The sequence below is a fragment of the Micromonospora sp. WMMD882 genome (genome assembly GCF_027497255.1).
GTDB lineage: Bacteria > Actinomycetota > Actinomycetes > Mycobacteriales > Micromonosporaceae > Micromonospora.
The window spans coordinates 5,906,758-5,932,051 of the sequence record NZ_CP114903.1; the positions used below are offsets into that span (position 1 = coordinate 5,906,758).

Below are 25,294 nucleotides of genomic sequence, written 5' to 3' on the forward strand. Positions count from 1 at the left end.
CAGCGCTTAGCTGAACCGGCCGGCCCGTGGTGGTCGGCCGCTGGCGAAGGGGAGTGTCCATGTACCTAGCAGCGGAAGAGGGCGGGAACATCCTGCTCCCGCCCGTGGCGGAGATCATCGTCGGTCTCGTCGCGTTCGGCCTGGTCCTGTTCGTGCTGAGCAAGTTCGTCTTCCCCCGTATGGAGACGATGTACCAGGCCCGGGTCGACGCGATCGAGGGTGGCATCAAGCGCGCCGAGGCCGCCCAGGCCGAGGCCAACCAGCTCCTGGAGCAGTACCGCGCGCAGCTCGCCGAGGCGCGTACCGACGCCGCGAAGATCCGCGACGACGCCCGCGCCGACGCCGAGGGCATCCGCCAGGACATCCTCGCCAAGGCGCGGGAGGAGTCCGACCGGATCATCGCGGCCGGCAAGGAGCAGCTCGCCGCCGAGCGGGCCACCATCGTCCGTGAGCTGCGTGCCGAGGTCGGCGCCATCGCGGTCGACCTGGCCAGCCGGATCGTCGGGGAGTCGCTGGCCGACGAGGCCCGCCGCAAGGGCACCGTCGACCGGTTCCTCAACGACCTCGAGAGCACGGGAGCCCGTTGATGCAGGCCGCCAGCCGGGAGTCGTACCGGGCCGCGAACGAGCGCCTGGCGACGTACGCGCGCGGCGCGCAGCCGGAGGCCGTGGCCGCCACGGCCGACGACCTGCTCGCCGTGGCCGGTCTGCTGGGCCGGGAGCCCCGGCTGCGCCGGGCCCTGTCCGATCCGGCCCGCGACGGCGCGGACCGGGCCGGGCTGCTGGGCGACATGCTCCGCGGCAAGCTCGGCGCCGACGCGCTCGACCTGCTCGCCGGGCTGGTCGCCGGCCGTTGGTCGGCGCCGTCGGAGCTGCTCGACGGCGTCGAGCGGCTCGGCGTGGAGGCGCTGCTGGCCAGCGCCGACGCCGCCGGTGAGCTGGGCGAGGTCGAGGACGAGCTGTTCCGGTTCGGGCAGCTCGTCGCCGGGCAGCAGGCGCTGTCCTCCGCGTTGACCGACCCGACGGCCCCGGCCGGGCAGCGGGCCATCCTGGCCCGGGACCTGCTCGCCGGCAAGGCCCGCCCGGTCACCGTCCGCCTCGTAGAGGTGGCGTTGGGCGGGTTCGGTGGGCGTTCCTTCGCGGGCGCGCTCACCCGGCTGGTGGAGCTGGTCGCCGACCGGCGGGACCGGCAGGTCGCGTACGTGACCGTGGCGGCCCCGTTGACCGACGAGGAGGAGGGCCGACTGGCCGCCCGCCTCGCCGCGATCTACGGTCGGGAGGTCTCCGTCAAGCAGACGGTGGACCCCGAGATCCTCGGTGGCGTGCGCGTCCGGGTCGGTTCCGACCTGTACGACGGCACCGTGCTGCGCCGCCTCAACGAGACCCGAAACGCGCTCGCGAAGCGCTGACCCGCTTCCACCGCTGCGCGCCCCTGAATGACAGACGCCATTCGGACCGGTCGGTACTAGGTATCCCGGGCCCCTGATACTTAAGGAAGCAGAGGATGGCCGAGCTGACCATCTCGACGGAGGAGATCCGCGGCGCCCTGGAGCGCTACGTCTCCTCCTACTCGCCCGACGTCTCCCGCGAGGAGGTCGGCACCGTCGCCGACACCGGTGACGGCATCGCCCACGTCGAGGGCCTGCCCTCGACCATGACCAACGAGCTCCTGGAGTTCGAGGACGGCACGCTCGGCGTGGCGCTGAACCTCGACGTCCGGGAGATCGGCGTCGTCGTTCTCGGTGACTCCGCGAAGCTCGAGGAGGGGCAGCGGGTCAAGCGCACCGGCCGGGTGCTCTCGGTGCCGGTCGGCGACGCCTTCCTGGGCCGCGTGGTCAACGCGCTCGGCCAGCCGATCGACGGCCTCGGCGACATCGCCAACGAGGGCTACCGGGAGCTGGAGCTCCAGGCCCCGAACGTGATGTCCCGGCAGTCCGTCGACGAGCCGCTGCAGACCGGCATCAAGGCGGTCGACGCGATGACCCCGGTCGGCCGGGGCCAGCGGCAGCTCATCATCGGCGACCGGAAGACCGGCAAGACCACCGTCGCGCTGGACACCATCCTCAACCAGCGGGACAACTGGCGCTCCGGCGACCCGAAGAAGCAGGTCCGCTGCATCTACGTGGCCATCGGGCAGAAGGCCTCCACGATCGCCTCGATCAAGGGCATCCTGGAGGACGCGGGCGCGATGGAGTACACCACCATCGTGGCCTCCCCGGCGTCCGACCCGGCCGGCTTCAAGTACCTCGCCCCGTACACCGGCTCGTCCATCGGGCAGCACTGGATGTACGGCGGCAAGCACGTCCTGATCGTCTTCGACGACCTGAGCAAGCAGGCCGAGGCGTACCGGGCCGTGTCGCTGCTGCTGCGTCGCCCGCCGGGCCGTGAGGCGTACCCGGGTGACGTCTTCTACCTGCACTCGCGGCTGCTGGAGCGCTGCGCGAAGCTCTCCGACGAGCTGGGTGGCGGCTCGATGACCGGTCTGCCGATCATCGAGACGAAGGCCAACGACATCTCGGCCTTCATCCCGACCAACGTCATCTCGATCACCGACGGCCAGATCTTCCTGGAGACCGACCTGTTCAACCAGGGCGTCCGGCCGGCGATCAACGTCGGCACCTCGGTCTCCCGGGTGGGTGGCGCCGCGCAGGTCAAGCCGATGAAGAAGGTCGCCGGATCGCTGCGGCTGAACCTGGCCCAGTACCGCGAGCTGGAGGCGTTCGCCGCCTTCGCCTCCGACCTGGACCGGGCCTCCCGGGCCCAGTTGGAGCGCGGCGCCCGCCTGGTCGAGCTGCTCAAGCAGCCGAACTACTCGCCGTTCCCGGTGCAGGAGCAGGTCGTCTCGGTCTGGGCCGGCACCGAGGGCAAGCTGGACGACGTCCCGGTCGGCGAGATCCGGCGCTTCGAGTCGGAGTTCCTCCAGTACCTCCGGCACCGGCACGAGGGCGTGCTGGCGTCGATCGGCGACGGCAAGTGGGGCGACGACATCATCTCCTCGCTCGACTCGGCGATCGGCGAGTTCAAGCAGACCTTCCTCGGCAAGGCCGACGAGCCCCGGATCAACGAGACCCCGGCGCCGGCCCTGGAGGGTGACGAGAACCGCGAGACGGTCACCGCCTACCGCGGCGGCGACGCCGAGAAGCAGTAGGGCTGAGCAGATGGCGGCCCAGGTACGCGTTCTTCGTCAACGGATCCGTTCGGCGAAGGGGATGAAGAAGATCACCAAGGCGATGGAGCTCGTGGCGACGAGCCGGATCGCCAAGGCCCAGGCCCGGGTGGCGGCGTCCCTGCCGTACGCCCAGGCCATCACCGGCGTGCTCACCGCGCTGGCGTCGAACGCGCGGATCGACCACCCGCTGCTGACCCCGCGCGAGCGGGTGCGGCGGGTCGGCGTCCTGCTGGTCACCGCCGACCGGGGCCTGGCCGGTGGGTACAGCTCCAACGCGATCCGGACGGCGGAGTCGCTGATCACCCGGCTGCGGGACGAGGGCAAGGAGCCGGTGCTCTACGTCATCGGCCGTAAGGGCGTCGGTTTCTACCGGTTCCGCAGCCGGCCGATCGAGGCGAGCTGGACGGGCTTCTCGGAGCAGCCGGACTTCGCCTCGGCGCGGGAGGTCGGCCAGACGCTGATCACGGCGTTCACGGCCGGCGCGGACGACGCCGACGGCGGGGCCGGGGCGGACGGGGTGCTCGGCATCGACGAGCTGCACATCGTCTACACCGAGTTCAAGTCCCTGATGACCCAGATCCCGGTGGCCAGGGTCATCGGCCCGATGCAGGTCGAGGACCGGCCGCGTTCCGAGGGTCTGCTGCCGGCGTACGAGTTCGAGCCGGAGGCGGAGGCGCTGCTCGACGCGCTGCTGCCGAGGTACATCAACACGCGGATCTACGCGGCGTTGCTGGAGTCGGCGGCGAGCGAGTCGGCGGCCCGGCGGCGGGCGATGAAGAGCGCCACCGACAACGCCGAAGAGATGATCGAGAAGTACACGCGTGAGATGAACTCGGCCCGCCAGGCCGGGATCACCCAGGAGATCAGCGAGATCGTCGGCGGCGCGAACGCGCTGGCCGCGTCGGGAAGTGAAGTGTGATGACTGTATCCGCAGTGGAGACCAAGACGGCCACCGGTCGCGTGGTCCGGGTCATCGGCCCGGTCGTCGACGCCGAGTTCCCGCGTGACGCGATGCCGGCGCTGTTCAACGCCCTGAACGTGAACGTCAACCTGTCCGGCGGCGAGAAGACGCTGACCCTGGAGGTCGCCCAGCACCTGGGTGACAACCTGATCCGCGCCATCTCGATGCAGCCGACCGACGGCCTGGTCCGGGGCGCCGAGGTGCGCGACAGCGGCTCGCCGATCAAGGTGCCGGTGGGCGACACGGTCAAGGGTCACGTGTTCAACGCCATCGGCGAGTGCCTCAACCTCACCGAGGGCGAGACGCTCGACCCGGACGACCACTGGGGCATCCACCGCAAGGCCCCGGCCTTCGCGGACCTGGAGCCGAAGACCGAGATGCTGGAGACCGGCATCAAGGTCATCGACCTGCTCGCCCCGTACGTCAAGGGCGGCAAGATCGGCCTGTTCGGCGGCGCGGGCGTGGGCAAGACGGTGCTCATCCAGGAGATGATCACCCGGGTGGCCCGGAACTTCGGCGGCACCTCGGTCTTCGCCGGCGTGGGTGAGCGCACCCGTGAGGGCAACGACCTCATCGCCGAGATGACCGAGTCCGGCGTCATCGACAAGACCGCGCTGGTCTACGGCCAGATGGACGAGCCGCCGGGCACCCGGCTGCGGGTCGCGTTGTCCGCGCTGACCATGGCGGAGTACTTCCGGGACGTGAAGAAGCAGGAGGTGCTGCTCTTCATCGACAACATCTTCCGCTTCACCCAGGCCGGCTCCGAGGTCTCCACCCTGCTCGGCCGGATGCCGAGCGCGGTGGGTTACCAGCCGACCCTGGCCGACGAGATGGGCGAGCTCCAGGAGCGGATCACCTCCGTCCGGGGCCAGGCCATCACCTCGTTGCAGGCGATCTACGTGCCGGCGGACGACTACACCGACCCCGCCCCGGCCACCACGTTCGCCCACCTGGACGCGACCACCAACCTGGAGCGGTCGATCTCCGACAAGGGCATCTACCCGGCGGTGGACCCGCTGGCGTCCTCGTCCCGGATCCTTGCCCCCGAGTTCGTGGGCGCCGAGCACTTCGCGGTGGCCACCGAGGTCAAGCGAATCCTCCAGAAGTACAAGGATCTCCAGGACATCATCGCCATTCTCGGTATCGAGGAGCTGTCCGAGGAGGACAAGCTCACCGTGGGCCGGGCCCGGCGGATCGAGCGGTTCCTGTCGCAGAACACCTACGCCGCCGAGCAGTTCACCGGCGTGCCGGGTTCGACGGTCCCGATCAAGGAGACCATCGAGGCGTTCAGGAAGATCAGCGAGGGTGAGTACGACCACTTCCCCGAGCAGGCCTTCTTCATGTGCGGCGGTCTCGAGGACCTGGAGCGCAAGGCCGCGGAGCTGATGAAGGAGGACTGACCTCCGGGTCAGCCCTGACCGTCCGGTCAGCTTTGTCCGAGGCCGTCCCGGTTCACCCCGGGACGGCCTCGGTTCGTTTTTTCCGGACCGGGCCGGCGCCTTTTCTGCAAGTCACGGCCCGGTGTCGCGGTTTTCCGATCCGTTTCGACGGTCCCGGGTCCTTTTCCGTAGAGCATTTGGTCACACGGCGTGTCGAGTTGACAGCCCCACGTCGCTCGATGCGACAGTTGCCCACGCGGCGAGGTACCGTCTATCGCGGCATTCACACATTGAGCCTCACGTCTGCAGTGTTCCGGTGGCTCGCGCCCGTCTCCCCCATGGGCGTGATGAATGGAGATGCTCATGGCTCGCAGGGGTAAACGGGGCGTTCGCCGGTCGGTGTGGACCGGGGTGCCCAGGTGGGCGCGGATCTGCACCGTGTTCGGCACGGTGCTGCTCATGCTCAGCGGGGCGGTGCTGGTGGGCTACGAGGCGCTGCTGTCCCGCTACGAGGGGGCGGTGGGCCGGGGCGACCTCTTCGGCGACAAGGCGGCCGGCGCGCAGGAGCGACGCAACGACATCAAGGGTCCGCTGAACATCCTGCTGGTCGGGGTGGACCCCCGCAAGCCGACCGACGCCCCGCTCGCCGACTCGATCATGATCATGCACCTGCCGGCCGAGCTGGACCGGGCGTACCTCTTCTCGATGCCCCGTGACCTGCGGGTGGAGATCCCCGCCTTCCCGAAGTCCGGCTACGACGGCGGCCCCGACAGGCTCAACGCCGCGATGTCGTACGGCAGCCGGGTGCCGGGGCGCAACCCGGACCAGAACACCGGCTTCGAGCTGCTGGCCAAGACCCTCCAGAAGGAGACCGGCATCGCACGCTTCGACGCCGGGGCGATCATCAACTTCAGCGGCTTCCTGAAGATCGTCGACGCGATGGGCGGCGTCGAGATGTACGTCGAGCGGGAAGTCAAGTCCGAGCATCGCAAGCCGGACGGCACCCACCGCGAGCTGCGCCCCGGCGGCGGCGGCTACCTCGGTCCGCAGGCCGTCTACCCGAAGGGCACCCACCGGCTGGAGGGCTGGCAGGCGCTGGACTACGTCCGGCAGCGGTACCCCAAGAACGGCGTCCCGGACGGCGACTACGGCCGCCAGCGGCACCAGCAGCAGTTCGTCAAGGCGATGGTGAACCAGGCGTTCAGCGCCGACGTGGTGACCAACCCGATCAAGCTCGACCGGGTGCTGCGGGCCGCCGGGCAGTCGCTGGTCTTCAGCGGCCGGGGCAACAGCATCTCCGACTTCGCGTTCGCCCTGAAGGGCATCCGGCCGGATTCGATCACGTTGGTCAAACTGCCGGCCGAGGGCATCGGCACCGGCTCGGGGTACCGGGGGGAGCGGTTCCTGCCCGAGGCGGACGACTTCTTCGCCTCGCTGCGCAACGGGACGGTCGACGCCTTCATGCTCGAACACCCCGACTTCCGGAACACCACCAAGTAGGGCGTGTCGCAGCTCTCCGTACCCGCGTTAGGGAGTCGTGAGGGCCGCGACTAGACTTTCGGCATCCCGCCGCCGCAGCAAGGAGACAGCGTGGCACAGCAGCTTCACGTCGAGCTCGTAGCCGTCGAGGAGAAGGTCTGGTCCGGCGAGGCCGAGATGGTCGTCGCCCGCACGACCGAGGGCGAGCTGGGTGTGCTGCCGGGGCACGCGCCGCTGCTCGGCCAGCTCGCCGAGCCCGGCCAGGTGCGGATCAAGCTGGCCGGTGGCGAGCAGGTCGCCTACGACGTCGCCGGTGGCTTCCTGTCGGTGAGCGCCGAGGGCGTCACCGTGCTCGCCGAGAGCGCGACCCCGGCCTCCGCCGCGCAGAGCCACTGAGCCAAGCCGCCGATGGAGATCGTGGAAGGGATCGGAATCACGGTCGCCGTCCTGATCGTGGCGGCTTTTTTCCTCTTCCTCCGGCGGGCGCTGGTCAGCCGCACCGGTGGCACGATCCGGCTCAACGTCCGGGTCACCACCCTGCTCGACGGCCGTGGCTGGTCGCCCGGCCTGGGCCGGTTCTCCGGTGACGAGCTGCGCTGGTTCCGGATGTTCAGCTTCGCCCTCCGCCCCAAACGGGTGCTCACCCGGCAGACCCTGGTGGTCCGTCGCCGGCGGCTCCCCGAGGGTCAGGAACGCTTCTCGATGCCGGTCGACTGGGTGATCCTGAGCTGCACCAGCGAGCAGACGCCGATCGAGATCGCCATGGCGCGGTCCACGGTCACCGGGTTCCTCTCCTGGCTCGAAGCCGCCCCGCCCGGGGCGGCTTCGCCGCGTCTGGCCACCACCCAGGACTGGCCCGCCGCCTGATCCCGGGTCCGCGCGCCGTACCGGTCACCACCACCCGGCCCGGCCCGCCGCGGGGCGCGCCGACTCCGTGGCCCGGCGGCCGGGGAAGAGCCGGCCGCGCCGACCGTGGCCCGGCGGCCCCGGGAAGAACCCGCCGCGGGGGCGGATGACCGGGGCCAGGCCGGGTATCCACCCGCCGACGTGGCGTCGGCCCTGGGTCAGCGCCTACCGCCCGGCACCCATAGCACATCTCCGTCCGGATTTGCCGTCCTTGACAGGATGAAGAGCAGGTCGGAGAGCCGGTTGAGATACTTTGCCGGGAGGGTGCTGGTTCGTTCGGGGTCGTGGCTCACCAGAGCCCAGGCCGCCCGCTCGGCGCGCCGGGCGACGGTCCGGGCCACGTGCAGCAACGCCGCGCCGGCGGTGCCGCCGGGGAGGATGAAGGAGTCGAGCTTGCCCAGGCGCGCGTTGTACTCGTCGCACCAGCCCTCCAGCCGCTGCACGTACTCCTCGGTCACCCGCAGCGGCGGATACTCCGGCTCCGGCTCGACCGGGGTGGCCAGATCGGCCCCGACGTCGAAGAGGTCGTTCTGGATCGCGGCCAGCACGGCCCGCAGCCCCTCGTCGAGCTGGCCCAGCGCCAGCGCCACCCCGATCGCCGCGTTGCACTCGTCGACGTCGGCGTACGCGGCGATCCGCGGATCGGTCTTCGGCACCTGCTCGTTGTTGCTCAACCTGGTCGTGCCGGCGTCGCCGGCCCTGGTGTAGATGCGCGTGAGGTGGACGGCCATGACGCACAGCCTACGGATACCTGACCTGACTTTTCCCACCCGGCCGGACGAGACGACCCCGTCCCGGCCGGACGCCGCCGACCAGCCGGCCGGGGAACTCGACGTCATCCGGGTCGGCGGCACGGCGCGGCTGACCGGCACGGTGCACGTGGTGGGGGCGAAGAACTCCGCGCTCAAGCTGATGGCCGCCGCGCTGCTCGCCCCCGGGCGGAACGTGATCACCAACGTGCCCCGGATCACCGACATCGCGATCATGGGTGAGGTGCTGCGCCGGCTCGGCTGCGGCGTCCGTTTCGACGCCGACCAGCCGGTCGACCCGATGGCCGCGCGCGGCGGGGTGGCCCGCTCCCGGTCGGTCACCATCGACGTGCCGGAGCGGCCCGGCGCCGACGCCGACTACGACCTGGTGCGCCGGCTGCGGGCCTCGATCTGCGTGCTCGGACCGCTGTTGGCCCGCCGGGGGTACGTCCGGGTGGCGCATCCGGGCGGCGACGCGATCGGTTCCCGGGGGTTGGACATGCACGTCTCCGGGCTCACCCGGATGGGCGCGGAGATCTCCGGCGAGCACGGCTTCGTCGTCGCCGCCGCCCCGCGCGGGTTGCGCGGGGCCGAGATCGTGCTGGACTTCCCCAGTGTCGGCGCGACCGAGAACCTGGTCATGGCCGCGGTGCTCGCCGACGGCGTGACCGTGATCGAGAACGCCGCCCGGGAGCCGGAGATCGTCGACATCTGCGCGATGTTGATCCGGATGGGCGCGCGGATCACCGGCGAGGGGACGTCGACGGTCGTCGTCGAGGGGGTGCCGGAGCTGCGTCCGGTGCGACACGCCACGGTGGGGGACCGGATCGTCGCCGGAACGTGGGCCTTCGGCGCGGCGATGACCCGGGGGGACGTCACGGTCACCGGGGCCGATCCGGCCTTCCTGGAGGTCGCCCTGGACAAGCTGGTCTCGGCCGGCGCGCTGGTCGAGACCAGCGCCGACGCCTTCCGGGTACGGCTGGACGAGCGGCCGAGGGCGGTGGACGTGGTCACCCTGCCGTACCCGGGGTTCGCCACCGACCTGCTGCCGATGGCGATCGGTCTCGCCTCGGTCAGCGACGGCGCCTCGCTGATCACCGAGAACATCTTCGACGGCCGGTTCATGTTCGCCAACGAGATGATCCGGCTCGGCGCGGACATCAAGACCGACGGTCACCATGCCGTGGTACGCGGCCGCGACCGGCTCTCCGGCGCGCCGGTGCGGGCCACCGACATCCGGGCCGGGGCGGGGCTGATCATCGCCGGGCTCTGCGCCGACGGGGTCACCGAGGTCTCCCACGTGCACCACGTCGACCGGGGGTATCCGGACGTCGTGGCCGATCTGCGGGCGCTCGGCGTCGACGTGGCGCGTGGCCGCGCGCCGCAGGAGCCCGACCTGACCATCTGACCCGGCCCGCCCGTCGGCCCTTAACCATCGCTAAGGCGCGCCCGCTAGGGTGCGGGGGAGAGCAATCGACACCCAGGCGAGGGAGAGAACAGATGGCGGGTCGACTCGCGGTCGTCGGGGCCGGGCTGATGGGTTCGGGCATCGCCCAGGTGGCGGCGCAGGCCGGCTGGCAGGTGACCCTGCGGGACCTGGACGACGCGGCCACCGCGCGCGGTCTCGACGGCATCCGGCGGTCGCTGGAGAAGTTCGCCGAGAAGGGCCGGATCGAGGCGTCCGAGGTCGAGGCGACGCTGGGCCGGATCACCCCGACCACCGAGCTGGAGGCCGCCGCCGACGCGGACCTGGTGGTGGAGGCGGTCTTCGAGCGGCTGGACGTCAAGCAGGACGTCTTCCGGGCGCTGGACAAGATCTGCCGGGCCGACGCGGTGCTGGCCACCAACACCTCGGCCATCCCGATCACCCAGATCGCCGCGGTGACCGGGCGGCCGGAGTCGGTCGTCGGCACGCACTTCTTCTCGCCGGTGCCGATGATGAAGCTCTGCGAGCTGGTGCGCGGCTACAAGACCAGCGACGCGACGCTGGCCACCGCGCGGGCGTTCGCCGAGGAGATCGGCAAGACGGTCGTGGTGGTCAACCGGGACATCGCCGGTTTCGTCACCACCCGGCTCATCTCCGCGCTGGTGGTCGAGGCGGTGCGGCTCGTGGAGTCCGGGGTGGTGTCGCCGGAGGACCTGGACACCGCCTGTCGGCTGGGCTTCGGGCACGCCATGGGCCCGCTGGCCACCACCGACCTGACCGGCGTGGACGTGCTGCTGCACGCCTCGCGCAACATCTACACCGACACCGGCGACGAGAAGTTCTTCCCGCCGGAGCTGCTCCAGCGGATGGCCGCCGCCGGCGACCTGGGCCGCAAGAGCGGCCGGGGCTTCTACTCGTACTGAGCGGGCCTCCACCCGTACCGGGCGGGGGAGTCAGCCGTCGCGACGGGTGGTCCAGCGGAAGGTGGTGAGGCAGAGCAGCAGCCCGAGCACGCACCAGGCGACGAGGACCAGGGCGACCCGGTCGAGCTCGAACGAGCCGCCCGGTTCCCGCGCGCCGAAGCTCTCCGGCAGGAACACCGACCGCAGGCCCTGGCACATCCACTTCAACGGGAACAGGGCGGCGACCTGCTGCATCCAGCTCGGCAGGCTGGTGAAGACGAAGAACACCCCGGAGATGAACTGGAGCACCAGGGCCACCGGGGTCACCACCGCGGAGCCGCTGCGGGCGGTGCGGGCCAGTGACGAGATGGCGATGCCGCACAGGGTGCAGGCGGTGACGCCGAGCACGGAGACCCAGCCGAAGGTGAGCCACTTCGCGGCGGTGCCGGGCAGCTCCAGGTCGAACAGCGCGACCGAGACGGCGAGCAGCAGCGCCGTCTCGGCCACGCCGATCACCACCACCATGATCACTTTGCCGGCGAACCACACCCACTTCGGCATCGGCGTGCCCCGGTAGCGTTTGAGCACCCCCCGGTCCCGCTCGATCGGGATCCAGATGCCCAGGTTCTGGAAGCTCACCGTCATCAGCCCGGCGGCGATCATGCCGGTGACGAAGTACTGGGTGTAGCTGACCCCGGGGGCGATCTCGTCGTCGAAGATCGCCGCGAAGATCAGGATCATGATGACCGGGAAGCCCATCGTGAACACGACCGACTCCCGGCTGCGCAGGAACTGGGTCAGCTCCAGCCGGCCCTGGCGCAGCCCGAGGGCGACCGGGCCGATCCGACGGCCGCGGTCCGCGGCGGCGGGCGCGACCGGCTTCGTGGTGGTGGTCATCGGTGTCCGATCATCCGCAGGTAGACGTCTTCCAGGGTGGGCCGGGTCACGGTGAGGCCGGGCACCTCGCCGCCGAAGCGTGCGGCCAGCTCGGCCACCAGCGCCGTCGGCGTCGCGCTCTGCGCCCGTTCCACCCCACCGCCGGGGGTACGCCAGGAGACCGTCGCCAGCGCCTCCTGCCGGTCGCCGAGCCGGGCCGGGGGAGCGACCGCCACGATCCGGCCGGCGGCGATCACCCCGACCCGGTCGGCGAGCGCCTCGGCCTCGTCCAGGTAGTGCGTGGTCAACAGGATGGTGGTGCCGGCGGCGCTGAGGTCGCGGATCAGCTCCCAGAACTCGCGGCGGGCCTCCGGGTCGAAACCCGTGGTCGGCTCGTCGAGGAAGAGCAGCTCGGGGCGACCGACGATGCCCAGGGCGACGTCCAGCCGACGCCTTTGGCCGCCGGAGAGGGTGTGCGTACGCGCGCCGGCCTTGCCGCCCAGCCCGACCCGCTCGATCACCTTGACCGGGTCGTCGGCCTGCGGGTAGAAGGCGCTGAAGTGGCCGACCACCTCGCGTACGGTCAGCTCGTCGAACTCGCCGGCGCCCTGGAGCACGATGCCGACCCGGGCCCGCCAGTCCGGCGTGGGTCGGGCCGGGTCGACGCCGAGGACGCTCACCTCACCGGCGTCCCGCCGGCGGTAGCCCTCCAGGATCTCCACCGTCGTGGTCTTGCCGGCGCCGTTCGGGCCGAGCAGGGCGAACACCTCGCCACGGCGGACCGCCAGGTCCACCCCGGCCACCGCCACGTTGTCGCCGTACGCCCTGCGCAGCCCGCGTACCGAGATGGCCAGCCCGTCGTCCATGCCTCAAGTGTGCGACCTGCGCGGCGGGGCCCGGTCGGCGGGGCGCGGGCCGGGCGTCAGGCCGGCGCGTAGGTGAGGCAGTCGGCCGTCTCCTGGCCGACCTGGATCCCCGGCGCGCGGCACTCCAGCTCCGAGTTGTGCCGGCAGTCGTGCCGCTGGCACGCGCCGACCTGCGCCACCGACATCTCCAGCCCGCCGCGCACCGGCGACTCGACGAACGTGTGGCAGCGGGCCTGGTCGCTGCTGCCGACCGTGATCGCGAACGCGTGGCAGCCGTTCTGGTTGTACGAGCACCGGGTGACGGTGCAGTCCTCCACCCGGGGCATCTCGACTCCGGTGCTCATGTCCGGCCTCCTCTGGTCAGTAAAACCAGATATTAGGCTTATGTCGCTTCTGCTACCCGGTTTCCGGCCGATCGTCCCCGGTTCGGAGCACCTCCGACAGCGGCGCCGGTCGCAGACCCCGTTCGGCCAGCCCGGCCAGGATGTGCGGCAGCGCCTCGTCGGTCATCGGCGCGTTCGCCTCGGTCACGTGCAGCACGATCACCGAGCCGGGCCGCGCCTGGTCCAGCACCGCCCGGACGATCGGCCGCCACGCGGTGGCGAACGGGTCCCCGCTCACCACGTCGCCGTCGACCACGGTCGTGCCGAGCGACGTCAACGCCGCCAGCGCCGCCCCGTCGTGGCAGAGCCCGGGAAACCGGAAGTACCGGGTCTGCCGTCCGCCGTACGGCTCGATGAGCGTGAACGTCCGCGCCACGTCCCGGGTCATCTCCGCCGACGGGATCCGGGGCAACCCGTAGCAGTCGGCGGTGAAGGCCAGGTGCCCGTAGCTGTGGTTGGCCAGCTCGAAGCGGGGGTTGCCGGCCAGTCGCCGGGTCACCTCCGGATACCGCTCGACCCACTTGCCGGTGAGGAAGAAGGTCGCCGGCACCTGTTCCCGTTCCAGCAACTCGATGATCCGCAGGTTCGCGTACGACCGCGCCCGGCCGGAACGCAACTGGTAGAGCATCGCGTCGGTCATGTCCGCGTCGAAGGTGAGCGCCACCCGGTCGCCGGTGCGGGGACCGTGGTCGACCACCGGCGGCCGGGTGCCGGGGCGGGTCGCGCCGGGCAGCCCCGCCGGGCCCGACGGCGACGGCCCCGGGGAGCCGGCCGCCGGACGCCGGTCGGCGTCGCCCGACGCGTTCCCCGGGGCCGGCGGGGTCTGGCCGCCCCAGGCGCCCACCTCGACCAGCCGCCGTTCGCCGGCACACCCGGCGGCGGCGGTCACCGCGGCTAGGACGAGCGCGGCCAGGAGAACGTGGGTCTTCTTCGCGAACACCGGGAGATGATTTCAGGGCCCGGCCCGCGCCGGTCGCCGCCGAACGGCTGATTTCCCGCCCCGACGGCCGGGCCCGGCTCAGCGTGGACCTGCCGGCTTGGCCGGCTCAGCGGTGGACCTGCCGGCTTGGCCGGCTCAGCGGTGGACCTGCCGGCTTGGCCGGCTCAGCGGTGGACCTGCCGGCTTGGCCGGCTCAGCGGTGGCCGACCGGCCGGCGGGCCCGCCGGCGTTCGGTCCGCCGCCGGACGACCCAGCCGACGAAGAGCGCCAACCCGGCCAGGAACACCAGCACCAGCACCGGCAGCAGGATCGCCACGACCGACATCACCACGCTGGCGGCGTCCTCGGCGGTGCTGGCGACGGGCGCGCCGACCCCCGCCGTGGTGGCGTTGACCACCGGCCGGGCCGCGGCCTTCACCAGGTGCACGCCCAGCGCGATCAGCACCCCCACCACGACCGGCGCCCAGCCGGGCGAGGAGAAGAACCCGCCCGGGTCGTCGACCGTGACGGTCTCCGCGCCGGCGCCCGCCCCGAACGCCAGCCCGCCGGCGGTCGGCCGGACCACGGTCTGCACCACGTCGTTGAAATGGTCGACCACCGGGACCTTGTCGGCGACCACCTCCACCGCCAGCAGCACGGCCAGGATCGCGATGACCCAGCCGTCACCCAGCCACTGCCAGCCGGCGGGCAGGTCGAGCAGGTCGGTGTAGCGGGCGAGCAGGCCGACGGTGAGCAGCGGAACGTAGGCGTTCAGCCCGGCCGAGGCGGCGAGCCCGGTGCCGGTGAGGAGTTCGAACACCCGTCCAGGATCGCACCGGCGCGCCAGCGGTGCGCGCGGGCGACCTGCGGCGGCTCCGCTACCCTCGTCGGGTGCGTCTGGTGATTGCGAAGTGCTCGGTGGACTACGTCGGACGGCTCTCGGCCCACCTGCCGCCGGCCACCCGGCTGTTGATGGTGAAGGCGGACGGGTCGGTCTCGATCCACGCCGACGACCGGGCGTACAAGCCGCTGAACTGGATGAGCCCGCCCTGCCGGTTGGAGGAGGCCCCCGGGGTGTGGCGGGTGGTGAACAAGGCCGGCGAGGAGCTGCGGATCACCCTGGACGAGATCTTCCAGGACACCTCCTACGAGCTGGGCGTCGACCCGGGGCTGCGCAAGGACGGCGTCGAGGCGCACCTGCAGGAGCTGCTCGCCGCCAACCCGGAGAGCCTCGGCCCCGGGTACACGCTGGTCCGCCGGGAGTACATGACCGCGATCGGCCCGGTCGACCTGCTCTGCCGGGACGCGAACGCCGGCGCGGTCGCCGTCGAGGTGAAGCGGCGCGGGGACATCGACGGCGTGGAGCAGCTCACCCGGTACCTGGAGCTGATGAACCGCGACCCGCTGCTCGCCCCGGTCACCGGGGTGTTCGCCGCGCAGGAGATCAAGCCGCAGGCCCGGGTGCTCGCCACCGACCGGGGCATCCGGTGCGTGGTGGTCGACTACGACAAGCTGCGCGGCATCGAACGTGACGAGTTGACGCTGTTCTGACTGCTCCCGGCACCGGGCGGTCAGGCTGCCGGCGGGTCAGCGGCCGTACATCACCTTGATCGCCTTGACCAGCCGGGCGACGTCCCGTGGCGTGCGGTCGAAGGTCATCGAGGGCAGCAGGGACGGGCCGCGCCGCCGGGTGACCGACTTGGCCCGGCCGAACTCGCGCAGGCCGTCCTCGCCGTGGATCCGGCCGAACCCGGACTCGCCCACCCCGCCGAAGGGGAGCGTGGACATGCCGGCGAAGGTGAGCGCCGAGTTGATCGAGGCCATCCCGGAGCGCAGCCGCCGCGCGATCGGCACCGCCCGGCGGCGGCCGAAGACCGAGCCCCCCAGCCCGTACGGGACGGCGTTGGCGCGCGCGACCGCCTCGTCGGCGTCCCGCACCCGGTTGACGGTGAGCGTCGGGCCGAAGGTCTCCTCCCGTACGGCGGCGGCGTCCTCCGGCACGTCCACCAGCACGGTCGGGCGCACGTACGGCGGCTGGACGGCGTCCGCGCCGCCGACCACCGCCCGGCCGCCCCGGGCCAGCGCGTCGTCGATGTGCCGGCGGATCACGTCGAGCTGGGCCGGCATGGTGATCGGGCCGATGTCGGCCCCGTCGACCCCGACGGTCAGCCGGCCGGCGCGCTCGGCCACCTTCGCCACGAACGCGTCGAAGACCGGCTCGACGGCGTACACCCGCTCGATGCCGATGCAGGTCTGCCCGGCGTTGGTCAACCCGCCCCAGACGGCCGCCTCGGCCGCCGCGTCCAGGTCGGCGTCGTCGTCGACGATCATGGCGTCCTTGCCGCCGGCCTCCAGCAGCACCGGGGTGAGCGACTCGGCGCACGCCGCCATGACCCTCTTCGCGGTGGCGGTGGAGCCGGTGAAGGCCAGCTTGTCCACGCCCGAGCGGCACAGCGCCGCGCCGACCTCGCCGAGGCCGTGCACGGCGGTGAACACCGGCTGCTCGCCGACCACCTCGGCGAAGCTGTCCACCAGCCACTGCCCGACGACCGGGGTGTACTCGCTGGGCTTGAGCACCACCGTGTTACCGGCGGCCAGCGCGTACGCGGCGGAGCCGATCGGGGTGAAGGCGGGATAGTTCCACGGACCGATCACCCCGACCACCCCGTACGGCTGGTACTCCAGGTGACCGGAGAACTCGGCGAGGATCAGCCGGGACCGGACCCGGCGCGGCCCGAGCACCCGCTGGGCGTTGCGGGCGGCCCAGTCGATGTGCTCGATGGCGGTGACCACCTCGACGACCGCGTCGGCGACGGGCTTGCCGCCCTCGGCGTGGATCAGCTCGGCGAGCTGCTCGATCCGCTGGGCGAGCAGCGCCCGCCAGCGCAGCAGCCGGGCGCGGCGGCCGGCGAAGCCCAGCCCGGCCCACCAGTCGCCGGCGGCGCGGGCCCGCTCCACCGCCCGACGTACGTCCACTACGCTCGCGGCCGGGAGACGACCGACCTCGTCGCCGGTGGCCGGGCTGGTGGAGACCAGGTGGTCGCCATCGACGACAGGCGTGCCCGGAGCGTTCGCAACCGTCATGGGCGGAAGTCTAGACCCGCGCTCTACCGGCCGGTAGGGTCACGTTCCGTACGTTTGTTGTCCACGTACGGTGGCCGCTCCGTCGTCGGGGTCCACCCCTCAGCCGAATCGGTGAACGTGAGTTGACCGGCCGTGGTCGGTGAGGTGGCCGGCCGGTGGTGGGGGTGGCGGCGTTCGGGTGGCAGGCTGACACCGGGGAGACCGGTGGGGTGGAGGGGCGACTGTCCATGGTGGAGCACCCGGAATTGCAGCCAGTGCTGACGGTGGCCGGCGGGCCGATGCGGGGCGCCCGTTTCCGGCTGCGCTCCGGCGCGCTGGTGATCGGTCGCGCGCCGACGGTGGACATCGCCGTCGACGACCCGCACCTGAGCCGGCAGCACGCGGTCGTCCGGCTGACCGGTGAGCTGACCACCCTCAACGACCTGGGCTCGACGAACGGCACCTGGCTGAACGACCGCCGGATCACCGACGTGGAGCCGCTCACCGACGGGGACGTCATCCGCGTCGGCCGCACCGAGCTGCGGTTCTTCGACCCCGGCGTGGCCCGGACCGACCCGGTGGGGCTGACCTTCGGCGTGCTGCGTCGACACCAGCGCCCGACGCTGCCGCTGCCGGTCGCCACACCCCCCGCGCACCGTGCCGTCGCCGGGGACGCCGGCCACCGCCCCGCCGGGGACGCCGGCCACCGCCCCGCCGGGGACGCCGGCCACCGCCCCGCCGGGGACGCCGGCCACCGTGTGTCGGCGGTCCGGCAGCCCGTGGCAGACTCGCGCGCAGAACCTTAGCGACCGTTCACGCGACGGTCCGAGCGACGGGAGGCCGGTCGTGGCGCGCGAGTTCACCAGCGTGGGTGTGGTGGGGCTGGGCACCATGGGTGCCGGCATCGTCGAGGTCTTCGCCCGTAACGGCGTCGAGGTCGTCGCGGTGGAGATCTCCGACGAGGCGGTGCGGCGGGGCCGCGCCACGCTGACCGGCTCGACCGACCGGGCGGTGACGAAGGGCCGGCTCACCCCCGCCGACCGGGACGCCCTGCTGGCGCGGGTGCGCTTCGCCGTCGGGCTGGACGCCCTGCGCGCGGTGGACCTGGTGATCGAGGCCGCGCCCGAGCGGCTGGACCTGAAGCGGCGGCTCTTCGCCGAGCTCGACCGGATCTGCCGCCCCGACGCCGTCCTCGCCACCAACACCTCGTCCCTGAGCGTCACCGAGATCGCCGTCGCCACCGGCCGGCCGCACCAGGTCGTCGGCATCCACTTCTTCAATCCGGCCCCGGTCATGAAGCTGGTCGAGGTGATCCGGACGGTGGTCACCGCGCCCGACGTGGTGGCCGACGTGGAGGCGCTCTGCGCCCGGCTCGGCAAGGTCGACGTGACCATCGGCGACCGCGCCGGCTTCATCGCCAACGCGCTGCTCTTCGGCTACCTCAACCAGGCCGTCGGCATGGTGGAGGCCGGTCACGTCAGCCGGGAGGACGTCGACGCCGCGATGCGGGTCGGCTGCGGGCTGCCGATGGGCCCGCTGGCGCTGCTGGACCTGATCGGCGTGGACACCGCGTACGAGATCCTGGACACCATGTACCGGCGGGGCGGCCGGGACCGCCGGCACGCCCCGGCGCCGCTGATCCGGCAGATGGTCACCGCCGGGCTGCTCGGCCGCAAGTCCGGCCGGGGCTTCTACACCTACGAGCGGCCCGGCTCGGGCCGGGTCGTCCCGGACGACCGGACGCCCACGACGCCGGACCCGGCCGGTCCGGGTCGGCCGGTCACCCGGGTCGGGGTGGTCGGCGCCGGGGCCCTGGCCGACGGCGTCGTCGAGGTCTTCGCCCGCTCCGGCCACCAGGTCGTCCCGGTGACCGGTCACCCGCAGGAGCCCGCCGCGCTCGACCAGCTCGCCGACGTCGACCTGGTGGTCGAGGCGGTGACCGGGGACGCGGACGCCAGGCGGGCCCTGCTCGCCCGCCTCGACGACATCTGCAAGCCCGGCGTGCTCCTGGCGACCACCACCACCGGGCCGGTGATCGAGCTGGCGATGGCCACCCGACGCCCGGCCGACGTGGTCGGGATGCGCTTCTTCCACCCGGTCCCCGAGGTGCCGCTGGTGGAGATCGTCCGGACCGTCCACGCCTCGGTGGAGACCGTCGCCACCGCCCGCGCGGTCGCCGCCCGGCTCGGCAGCGCCGGCGTGGTCTGCGGCGACCGGGCCGGCTTCGTCGTCGACGCGCTGCGGTACCCGTACCTCAACGACGCGGTGAAGATGGTGGAGGCCAACTACTCGACCGTCGACGACGTCGACCACGCGATGAAGCTGGGCTGCGGCTACCCGCAGGGCCCGTTCGAGCTGCTCGACGAGATCGGGCTGGACGTCGCGCTGGACGTCCAGCGGGCGCTGCACCGCGAGACGCGTGAGCCCGGCCTGGCCCCCGCGCCGCTGCTGACGCAGCTCGTCACCGCCGGTCGCCTCGGCCGGCGCGTCGGCCAGGGCTTCCGGGAACACCCCGCCGGCTGACCGCCGCCGGGCGTCCGGCCGCCGGCCGGCTCCGAGGGGCGCCGACCACGGCCACCGGCCGCTCCCGGGCCGCCGGGCGGCGCGGTGGGGGCGGGCAACCGGCCCGTACGCTGGAAAGCGTGAGTCCCCGTCGTAACCGTCCCCGCCGCGAGGACCCGGTCCACCTGGACGCCGACCGGGCCCGCCACGGCCTGCCCATGGTCGAGCAGTGGCGCGACGGCGAGTGGCAGGTACGCGGCATCAGCGGCGGCGCCTCGACGAAGACGTACCGCTGCCCCGGCTGTGACCAGGAGATCCGCCCGGGCGTGGCGCACCTGGTCGCCTGGCCGGCCGACGGCCGGGGTGACCTGACCGACCGCCGGCACTGGCACAGCGGCTGCTGGCGGGCCCGGGACCGGCGCGGCCCGGTGACGCAACGCGGTCGCGGCGCGCCCCGGTACGGCTGACCGGACGCCGGGGGAGCGATCTGCGTCACCCCGCTGCCGGTCGGGGCCGGCGCGCCGGCCCGTCAGGCGGGACACTGGAGGGGTGAGCGCTCCGATCCGTGCCTCGTCGATCCTGCCCGGCCGCCGCGAGGACATCGAACTCCACACCGCCGACGGCCTGACCCTGGTCGGTGAGCTGGCCCGGCCGCTGGGCCGCGACCCGGTGGCCACGCTGGTCTGCCTGCACCCGCTGCCGACCCACGGCGGCATGATGGACAGCCACGTGCTGCGCAAGGCCGCCTGGCGGTTGCCGGCCCTGGCCGACCTGGCCGTGCTCCGGTTCAACACCCGGGGCACCGGCAGCGTCCGGGGCACCAGCGAGGGCGCGTTCGACAACGCGGTGGGCGAACGCTTCGACATCGCCGCCGCGATCGAGTACGCCGAGTTCGCCGAGCTGCCGGACGTCTGGCTGCTCGGCTGGTCCTTCGGCACCGACGTGATCCTCAAGCACGGCTGCGACCCGGCTGTCGTCGGCGCCGTCCTGCTCTCCCCGCCGCTGCGCTACTCCACCCCCGACGACCTGGCCGTCTGGGCCGGCGACGGCAAGCCGCTCACCGTGCTGGTGCCCGAGTTCGACGACTACGTGCGCCCGGACGAGGCCCGGGAACGCTTCGCCGCGGTGCCGCAGGCCGAGGTCGTCGGGATGCCCGGGGCGAAACACCTCTGGGTCGGCGACGCGGAGAACGTCCTCGACGAGGTGGTCCGCCGGGTCAATCCGGCCGCGCCGACGCCCCTGCCCCGGGTCTGGGACGGCCCGATGGAGACCGGCGACGCCAGCGCGTACGCCGACCGGACGGTGGCCGCCTTCGCCGACCGCCCGGTCCCCGGCCCGTCCCGCGACTGACCACCGGCCCGGTCCCCGGCCCGCGACTGAGCACCGGCCCGGGGCGGCGGCGCGCCGCGGCGGGCGTCAGTCCGACTCCACCTTCACCTTCGTCGGTTTGGCGCTGCGCTCGTCCGTGGTGGGCTTGCTCGGCCGCTTGCCGCCCTCGCCGGTGCTGGTGATCTTCGTCGGGGTGGCGCCGCGACCACCCTCGCCGGGGACCGCCGCCACGGTCGGCTCGCCGTCCACGCCGGCGCCGGCGCTGGCCCCGTCCAGGGTGGTGACCGGCTCGGCCACCGGCCGCGTCCGCGGCTTGTCGGGGCCGCCGTCGCCGGCGATCTCGGCGGTCCGTCGGGTCTCGGCCGGCACGTCGGGCTTGTCGGGGCCGCCGTCGCCGGCGATCTCCGCCGCCCGCTGCGCCTCGGCCTGCGCGCGGGCCGCCGACGCGCCGGCCTGCCGCACCGAGGCGTCGGTCTCGGCCAGCCGGGTCTGCTCCGCGCCGAGCTGCCGACGGATCTCCTCCAGGGCGCCCTGCAGGTCGTCGGACTCCTGCCGGGACCGCCAGGTCTCCTGTCGCAGGTCGGCCAGCTCCTGCTGAGCCTGGGCGATCTCCAGCATCACCTGGGCCAACTGCTGCCGGCCGGCGGCGACCTCCTGCTGGGTGGCGGCCAGGTGCTGCTGGGTCGTCGCGAGGTGCTGCTGGGTGGTGGCCGCGTACTCCTCGAACTGCCGCCGGGACGCCGCCACGTGCTCGTCGGCCTTGCGGCGTTTCGCGCCGGCCTCCGCCTCGGCCTGCCGCAGCAGGTGGGCGACCTGCTCCTCGGTCTCCCGGCGCAGCGTCGTCACCTCCTGCTCGGTGCTCTGCCGCAGGGCGGTGACCTCCTGCTCGGTGCTCTGCCGCAGGGTCGCCGCGTCCTGCTCGGCGGCCTGCCGGACCGCCGCCGCGCCCTGCTCGATCTCCTCCCGCCGGGCCGTGTACGCCCGCTCCAACTCGGTCTGCCGGGCGGCGTGCTGCCGCTCCAGATCCTCGCGGCGGGTGGTGAGCTCCCGCTCGGCGGTCTCCCGGCGTCGGGTCAGCTCCCGCTCGGCCGCCTCCCGCTGGCCGGTGACCTCCTGCTCCACCCCGGCCCGCCAGGCGCCCAGCTCCTGCTGGGTCTGGGTACGCGCCTGGGCCACGTACGCCTCGGTCTCGGTGCGCATGCGGGTCACGTACGCCTCGGTCTCGGCCCGACTGCGCTTGGCCGCCTCGGCGGTCTGCGCGGTGAGCTGGGCGGCCTCCTGCTCGGCCTTCGCCCGGGTGGCCCGGGCCGTCTCGGTCGCCTGGTCGGTGATCTTCTTGGCGTCCTGCTGGGCCTTGGCGTGGGTGGCCCGCCCGGCCTCGGTGGCCTGGTCGGTCAGCCGCTTGGCCTCCTGCTGGGCCTTGCGGTGCACCTCCTTGGCCGCGTCGCGGACCTGCGCCGCCTCCTGCTGGGCCTGGGCCTGTGCCTCCCGGGCCGCCTCGCGCAGCTTCGTCGCCTCCTGCTGGGCCCGGTTGTGGATCTCCTTGGCGGCGTCCCGGAGCTGGGTGGCCTCCTGCTGCGCCTTGGCCAGGGCGTGCTGCGCGGCCTCGCGCGACCGGGCCGCCTCCTGCCGGGCCGCCTGGAGGGTGGCCTCCGCCTCGGCCCGTCGGGCGGCGCTCTGCCGCTCCTCCTCGGCCCGCCGGGCGGCCAGGGCGAGCTCGAAGTCCTTCAACGCCTTGGCGGCCTGCTCGCGGGCCTCCTCGATGATGTGCTCCGCCGCCGCGCGGCGGGCCTCGATCTCCTCGTTCGCGGCGGCGAGGATGTCGTCGGCCTGCTCCTCGGCGAGGCTGAGGATCTGCTCCACCCGAGGGCCCAGGTGCCGGAAGGAGGCCCGGTCCACCACGCCGACCTGTCTGCGCACGTGCGCCAGGTCGCGCTGGAGCACCTCCACCTGACCGGCCAGTTTGTGGATCTGGGTGTACGCCTGTTCCCGTTCGGCTGTCAGCGCCGCGATCTCGTGTTCGGCACGGGCCACGTACCGGTCGACCTGTCGTTTCTCGTACCCCCGCAGGGCGGACTCGAAGCTGGGCTCCGTGGTCACGTCCCCGCCGAGAGCGAACAGTTCCTCGCCGTGCGACATGCCCCCATCCTCACACGGCCCTGCCCGCGTCGCGGCGATACGCACGGCGACGATGCGACCTGATTCACCCCTGCGGACCCGGGTGTGTCGACAGTGCCCCGGGCAGCGTACGGCGGGGTGACACCTGTTCGGGTGACACCCCGCCGGACGGCTCTGCCCCGGTCTACGCGCCCGCCGTCAGTTGGACTTCTCCTCGGCCGCCCGGTCGGTCGCGGCCGACCCGTCGGCCGGCTTCGCCGCCTCGGCCTTGGCCGGCGGCACCCCCGGCACGATCCCGGCCAGGCCGGAGAGCATCTGACCGAGCTGGGAGGTGACCGCGTCCTTCTGACGGGTGAGGTCCTCGACCTCGCGCCGCGCCGCCTGGGTGGTCAGCTCGGCCTCGGTGCGCGCCTCGTTGAGCAGGCGCTGCGCCTCGGCCTTGGCCTCGTTCAGCGTCTTGTCGGCAAGCGTCTTCGCCTTGTCGACGGTGTCGGCGGCGGTGCGCTCCGACTCGACCCGGCGGGCCTCGGCGCGCTGCTCGATCTCCTTTGCCCGCTCCTGCGCGGCCCGGGCCCGCTGCTCGGCCTCACCGACCAGCTTCTGGGTCTGGGCGACCTGCGCGGCGTGCCGCTCGGACTCCTCGCGCTCGGCCTTCTCCCGCCGCTCGGCGAGCTGCAACTCCAGGGCCTGGAGGTCCTTGTCCCGCTTGTCCCGCGCGTCGGTGAGCAGCTTCGTCGCCTCGGCGCGCTTCTCCTCGGCCTCCCGGGCCGCCTTCGCCCGCTGCTGGGTGATCTCCCGCTCGGCGGTGGCGCGCAGCGTGGCGACCTCCCGCTCGACGGTCGACTTCAGCTCGGCCACCTCGTGCGCGGTCACCGTACGGAGCTGCTTGGTCTCCCGCTCGGCGTCGGTGCGGAGCGTGTCAGCCTCCCGCCGGGCCTGCACCCGCACCTCGGCAGCCTCCCGCTCGGCGGTGGTGCGGACGCTGCCCGCCTCCCGCTCGGCGGTGGCCTTCATCGCCGCCGCCTCGGCGCGCGCCTTGTCGGTGATCTCCCGGGCTTCCAGGCGGGCCGCGGAGAGAATGCCCTCGGACTCGCGCTTGGCCTCGTTGCGGTGGTCGTTGGCCTGCTCCTCGGCGAGCCGGAGGATCTGCTCGACCCGGGTGCCGAGACCGGAGAGGGTCGGGCGGCTGTTCTCCTCGAGCTGCTTGTTGGTCTCGGCGAGCTTCTGCTCCAGCGCCGCGAGCCGCTGCTCGGCCTGGCGCAGCCGGCGCTGCGCGTCGTTCATCCGCTGCTCGGCCTCGGCGCGGGCCTGCTCGGACTGGGTCAGCGCGGCGGTCAGCCGGCCGATGAAGTCGTCGACCTGCCCGACGTTGTATCCGCGCAGGCCAACGGTGAAATCGGGCTGGGAGTTCGCGTTATCGAAGAACGCCAGAGGGGAGGACTGCTGCTGGGGCATTGGCACATACTCGCAGACGCCCCGGGGTGCTTCCAAGAGCGGTGTGGAGCTTTCCGTGTCCTCTTTACATGGTCAACTTCGCCCGCCGGAGGAGTGCCCGGGACCGGCGATCTTGGCAGCTCCGGGCCGACGCGGACGGTGTCCGGGGTGGGGTGGAAAAGGGTCGGCGTCCGACACGCCGCCCTTTTCCCCCACCACCGGTATCGATCGATTGGGCGCCGGCGGGCCGGGGGTTAGGAAGGGCCCCCTGCTATGCGCCAGGCGTTAAGAAGGGGCCTTCCTTACTCTTCGGCGGGCTGGACGAGTTCGACGAGGACGCCGCCGGCGTCCTTGGGGTGGACGAAGTTGATCCGGGAGCCGGCGGTGCCCCGGCGCGGGGTCTCGAAGAGCAGCCGCATGCCGCGTTCCCGCAGCGCCGCGCAGGCCCGGTCGATGTCGACCACGGTGTACGCGACCTGCTGCACCCCGGGGCCGCTACGGTCCAGGAACCTCGCGATCGTCGACTCCGGGGTCAGCGGGGCGAGCAGTTGCACGCGACCGCCGTCGGCGGTCGGGCCGACCGCCAGCATCGCCTCGCGTACGCCCTGCTCGGTGTTGGTCTCGGTGTGTACGCAGCGCATGCCGAAGACGCGCCGGTAGAAGTCGATCGCCGCGTCCAGGTCGGCGACCGCCACGCCCACGTGGTCGATTCGGCGGATGCCGATGTCTGTGACGTAGTCCGCAGCGGGCTCGACGGGGAGGTTCTCAGCCATGGCGCTAGTCTGGCCGAACACTCGTTAAGGCGTACAGGTTCGGCCACCCCCTCGGAGGCAG

At 72.7% G+C, this 25,294-nt stretch carries 25 protein-coding genes; 15 read left to right on the forward strand and 10 right to left on the reverse strand.

Annotated features, from left to right (window positions below; translation table 11 throughout):
• The first annotated feature begins 59 nt into the window (after window positions 1-59).
• The 8 genes from O7606_RS25510 (at window position 60) to O7606_RS25545 (ending at window position 7,854) form a co-directional block, all read left to right on the forward strand.
• Window positions 60-587, forward strand: a complete 528-nt coding sequence (locus O7606_RS25510) for a F0F1 ATP synthase subunit B (RefSeq protein WP_281596526.1) — start codon at window positions 60-62, stop codon at window positions 585-587.
• Window positions 587-1,408 carry a F0F1 ATP synthase subunit delta gene (locus tag O7606_RS25515; protein WP_281596527.1) on the forward strand — a complete coding sequence of 274 codons (822 nt, stop codon included), beginning with the start codon at window positions 587-589 and terminating at the stop codon, window positions 1,406-1,408. Before O7606_RS25510 ends, O7606_RS25515 begins: the two co-directional genes overlap by 1 nt.
• Window positions 1,409-1,503: 95 nt before the next feature.
• Window positions 1,504-3,147 carry a F0F1 ATP synthase subunit alpha gene (gene atpA, locus O7606_RS25520; RefSeq protein WP_281596528.1) on the forward strand — a complete coding sequence of 548 codons (1,644 nt, stop codon included), beginning with the start codon at window positions 1,504-1,506 and terminating at the stop codon, window positions 3,145-3,147.
• A gap of 10 nt (window positions 3,148-3,157) precedes the next feature.
• Window positions 3,158-4,087 (forward strand): F0F1 ATP synthase subunit gamma, encoded by a 930-nt coding sequence (locus O7606_RS25525; protein WP_281596529.1) that lies wholly within the window; start codon window positions 3,158-3,160, stop codon window positions 4,085-4,087.
• The gene (gene atpD / locus O7606_RS25530) at window positions 4,087-5,529 is read left to right on the forward strand and encodes a F0F1 ATP synthase subunit beta (RefSeq protein ID WP_281596530.1); all 1,443 of its coding nucleotides are present in this window, start codon (window positions 4,087-4,089) and stop codon (window positions 5,527-5,529) included. Before O7606_RS25525 ends, atpD begins: the two co-directional genes overlap by 1 nt.
• A 336-nt stretch (window positions 5,530-5,865) precedes the next feature.
• Window positions 5,866-7,008, forward strand: a complete 1,143-nt coding sequence (locus tag O7606_RS25535; RefSeq protein WP_281596532.1) for an LCP family protein — start codon at window positions 5,866-5,868, stop codon at window positions 7,006-7,008.
• 90 nt (window positions 7,009-7,098) lie between these two features.
• Window positions 7,099-7,383: a F0F1 ATP synthase subunit epsilon gene (locus tag O7606_RS25540; protein ID WP_281596533.1), complete on the forward strand. Its 285-nt coding sequence runs from the start codon at window positions 7,099-7,101 to the stop codon at window positions 7,381-7,383.
• A 12-nt stretch (window positions 7,384-7,395) separates the two neighbouring features.
• On the forward strand, window positions 7,396-7,854 hold the full coding sequence (locus O7606_RS25545; RefSeq protein ID WP_281596534.1) for a DUF2550 domain-containing protein: 459 nt from the start codon (window positions 7,396-7,398) through the stop codon (window positions 7,852-7,854).
• Window positions 7,855-8,051: 197 nt separating this feature from the next.
• On the opposite strand, the gene O7606_RS25550 is transcribed toward O7606_RS25545, so the two are convergent.
• The gene (locus tag O7606_RS25550) at window positions 8,052-8,624 is read right to left on the reverse strand and encodes a cob(I)yrinic acid a,c-diamide adenosyltransferase (protein WP_281596535.1); all 573 of its coding nucleotides are present in this window, start codon (window positions 8,622-8,624) and stop codon (window positions 8,052-8,054) included.
• On the opposite strand from O7606_RS25550, the gene murA reads away from it, so the two are divergent.
• Both murA and O7606_RS25560 read left to right on the forward strand, forming a co-directional pair.
• Window positions 8,623-10,050: a UDP-N-acetylglucosamine 1-carboxyvinyltransferase gene (gene murA / locus O7606_RS25555; protein WP_281596536.1), complete on the forward strand. Its 1,428-nt coding sequence runs from the start codon at window positions 8,623-8,625 to the stop codon at window positions 10,048-10,050. The two genes, O7606_RS25550 and murA, sit on opposite strands and share 2 nt — an antisense overlap.
• A 92-nt stretch (window positions 10,051-10,142) precedes the next feature.
• Window positions 10,143-10,991 (forward strand): 3-hydroxyacyl-CoA dehydrogenase family protein, encoded by an 849-nt coding sequence (locus tag O7606_RS25560; RefSeq protein WP_281596537.1) that lies wholly within the window; start codon window positions 10,143-10,145, stop codon window positions 10,989-10,991.
• Window positions 10,992-11,021: 30 nt separating this feature from the next.
• Here the strand turns inward: O7606_RS25560 and O7606_RS25565 are convergent, their stop codons facing one another.
• From O7606_RS25565 to O7606_RS25585, 5 genes are all read right to left on the reverse strand, one after another.
• Window positions 11,022-11,867 (reverse strand): ABC transporter permease, encoded by an 846-nt coding sequence (locus O7606_RS25565; protein ID WP_281596538.1) that lies wholly within the window; start codon window positions 11,865-11,867, stop codon window positions 11,022-11,024.
• Window positions 11,864-12,712, reverse strand: coding sequence for an ABC transporter ATP-binding protein (locus O7606_RS25570; RefSeq protein WP_281596539.1), 849 nt, complete (start codon window positions 12,710-12,712; stop codon window positions 11,864-11,866). Before O7606_RS25570 ends, O7606_RS25565 begins: the two co-directional genes overlap by 4 nt.
• A gap of 56 nt (window positions 12,713-12,768) precedes the next feature.
• Entirely contained in the window at window positions 12,769-13,056 is a 288-nt protein-coding gene (locus O7606_RS25575) for a DUF1540 domain-containing protein (RefSeq protein ID WP_281596540.1), read from the reverse strand.
• A gap of 52 nt (window positions 13,057-13,108) precedes the next feature.
• Entirely contained in the window at window positions 13,109-14,035 is a 927-nt protein-coding gene (locus tag O7606_RS25580; protein ID WP_281596541.1) for a polysaccharide deacetylase family protein, read from the reverse strand.
• A gap of 193 nt (window positions 14,036-14,228) precedes the next feature.
• Window positions 14,229-14,834, reverse strand: coding sequence for a DUF4126 domain-containing protein (locus O7606_RS25585; RefSeq protein ID WP_281596542.1), 606 nt, complete (start codon window positions 14,832-14,834; stop codon window positions 14,229-14,231).
• 71 nt (window positions 14,835-14,905) lie between these two features.
• Between O7606_RS25585 and nucS the strand changes: the two genes are divergently transcribed.
• Entirely contained in the window at window positions 14,906-15,565 is a 660-nt protein-coding gene (gene nucS / locus O7606_RS25590; RefSeq protein ID WP_281596543.1) for an endonuclease NucS, read from the forward strand.
• 36 nt (window positions 15,566-15,601) lie between these two features.
• Here nucS and O7606_RS25595 read toward each other — a convergent pair whose 3' ends face one another.
• Window positions 15,602-17,098, reverse strand: a complete 1,497-nt coding sequence (locus O7606_RS25595; RefSeq protein WP_281596544.1) for an aldehyde dehydrogenase family protein — start codon at window positions 17,096-17,098, stop codon at window positions 15,602-15,604.
• 155 nt (window positions 17,099-17,253) lie between these two features.
• Between O7606_RS25595 and O7606_RS25600 the strand changes: the two genes are divergently transcribed.
• The 4 genes from O7606_RS25600 (at window position 17,254) to O7606_RS25615 (ending at window position 20,929) form a co-directional block, all read left to right on the forward strand.
• A complete protein-coding gene (locus O7606_RS25600; RefSeq protein WP_281596545.1) occupies window positions 17,254-17,883 on the forward strand; it encodes an FHA domain-containing protein in 630 nt (209 codons plus the stop codon).
• Window positions 17,884-17,923: 40 nt separating this feature from the next.
• On the forward strand, window positions 17,924-19,600 hold the full coding sequence (locus tag O7606_RS25605) for a 3-hydroxybutyryl-CoA dehydrogenase (protein ID WP_281596546.1): 1,677 nt from the start codon (window positions 17,924-17,926) through the stop codon (window positions 19,598-19,600).
• A 197-nt stretch (window positions 19,601-19,797) separates the two neighbouring features.
• Complete coding sequence (locus O7606_RS25610; protein ID WP_281599878.1) at window positions 19,798-20,046, forward strand: hypothetical protein; 249 nt, start codon at window positions 19,798-19,800, stop codon at window positions 20,044-20,046.
• Between the two features lie 82 nt (window positions 20,047-20,128).
• Entirely contained in the window at window positions 20,129-20,929 is an 801-nt protein-coding gene (locus tag O7606_RS25615) for an alpha/beta hydrolase (RefSeq protein ID WP_281596547.1), read from the forward strand.
• Between the two features lie 66 nt (window positions 20,930-20,995).
• Here the strand turns inward: O7606_RS25615 and O7606_RS25620 are convergent, their stop codons facing one another.
• The 3 genes from O7606_RS25620 to mce all read right to left on the reverse strand — a co-directional run bounded on the left by O7606_RS25620 (window position 20,996) and on the right by mce (window position 25,233).
• A complete protein-coding gene (locus O7606_RS25620; RefSeq protein WP_281596548.1) occupies window positions 20,996-23,047 on the reverse strand; it encodes a hypothetical protein in 2,052 nt (683 codons plus the stop codon).
• 177 nt (window positions 23,048-23,224) lie between these two features.
• Window positions 23,225-24,481 carry a cell division protein DivIVA gene (locus O7606_RS25625; protein WP_281596549.1) on the reverse strand — a complete coding sequence of 419 codons (1,257 nt, stop codon included), beginning with the start codon at window positions 24,479-24,481 and terminating at the stop codon, window positions 23,225-23,227.
• A 281-nt stretch (window positions 24,482-24,762) separates the two neighbouring features.
• A complete protein-coding gene (mce, locus tag O7606_RS25630) occupies window positions 24,763-25,233 on the reverse strand; it encodes a methylmalonyl-CoA epimerase (protein WP_281596550.1) in 471 nt (156 codons plus the stop codon).
• Window positions 25,234-25,294 lie beyond the last annotated feature (61 nt).

Bases quoted from the DNA above. Each gene is read 5' to 3' on its own strand.
- O7606_RS25510 (WP_281596526.1), top strand. From the start codon at position 60: ATGTACCTAGCAGCGGAAGAGGGCGGGAACATCCTGCTCCCGCCCGTG.
- O7606_RS25515 (WP_281596527.1), top strand. From the start codon at position 587: ATGCAGGCCGCCAGCCGGGAGTCGTACCGGGCCGCGAACGAGCGCCTG.
- atpA (WP_281596528.1), top strand. From the start codon at position 1,504: ATGGCCGAGCTGACCATCTCGACGGAGGAGATCCGCGGCGCCCTGGAG.
- O7606_RS25525 (WP_281596529.1), top strand. From the start codon at position 3,158: ATGGCGGCCCAGGTACGCGTTCTTCGTCAACGGATCCGTTCGGCGAAG.
- atpD (WP_281596530.1), top strand. From the start codon at position 4,087: ATGACTGTATCCGCAGTGGAGACCAAGACGGCCACCGGTCGCGTGGTC.
- O7606_RS25535 (WP_281596532.1), top strand. From the start codon at position 5,866: ATGCTCATGGCTCGCAGGGGTAAACGGGGCGTTCGCCGGTCGGTGTGG.
- O7606_RS25545 (WP_281596534.1), top strand. From the start codon at position 7,396: ATGGAGATCGTGGAAGGGATCGGAATCACGGTCGCCGTCCTGATCGTG.
- murA (WP_281596536.1), top strand. From the start codon at position 8,623: ATGACGCACAGCCTACGGATACCTGACCTGACTTTTCCCACCCGGCCG.
- O7606_RS25550 (WP_281596535.1), bottom strand. From the start codon at position 8,624: ATGGCCGTCCACCTCACGCGCATCTACACCAGGGCCGGCGACGCCGGC.
- O7606_RS25560 (WP_281596537.1), top strand. From the start codon at position 10,143: ATGGCGGGTCGACTCGCGGTCGTCGGGGCCGGGCTGATGGGTTCGGGC.
- O7606_RS25565 (WP_281596538.1), bottom strand. From the start codon at position 11,867: ATGACCACCACCACGAAGCCGGTCGCGCCCGCCGCCGCGGACCGCGGC.
- O7606_RS25570 (WP_281596539.1), bottom strand. From the start codon at position 12,712: ATGGACGACGGGCTGGCCATCTCGGTACGCGGGCTGCGCAGGGCGTAC.
- O7606_RS25575 (WP_281596540.1), bottom strand. From the start codon at position 13,056: ATGAGCACCGGAGTCGAGATGCCCCGGGTGGAGGACTGCACCGTCACC.
- O7606_RS25595 (WP_281596544.1), bottom strand. From the start codon at position 17,098: ATGACGGTTGCGAACGCTCCGGGCACGCCTGTCGTCGATGGCGACCAC.
- O7606_RS25610 (WP_281599878.1), top strand. From the start codon at position 19,798: ATGGTCGAGCAGTGGCGCGACGGCGAGTGGCAGGTACGCGGCATCAGC.
- O7606_RS25620 (WP_281596548.1), bottom strand. From the start codon at position 23,047: ATGTCGCACGGCGAGGAACTGTTCGCTCTCGGCGGGGACGTGACCACG.
- O7606_RS25625 (WP_281596549.1), bottom strand. From the start codon at position 24,481: ATGCCCCAGCAGCAGTCCTCCCCTCTGGCGTTCTTCGATAACGCGAAC.
- mce (WP_281596550.1), bottom strand. From the start codon at position 25,233: ATGGCTGAGAACCTCCCCGTCGAGCCCGCTGCGGACTACGTCACAGAC.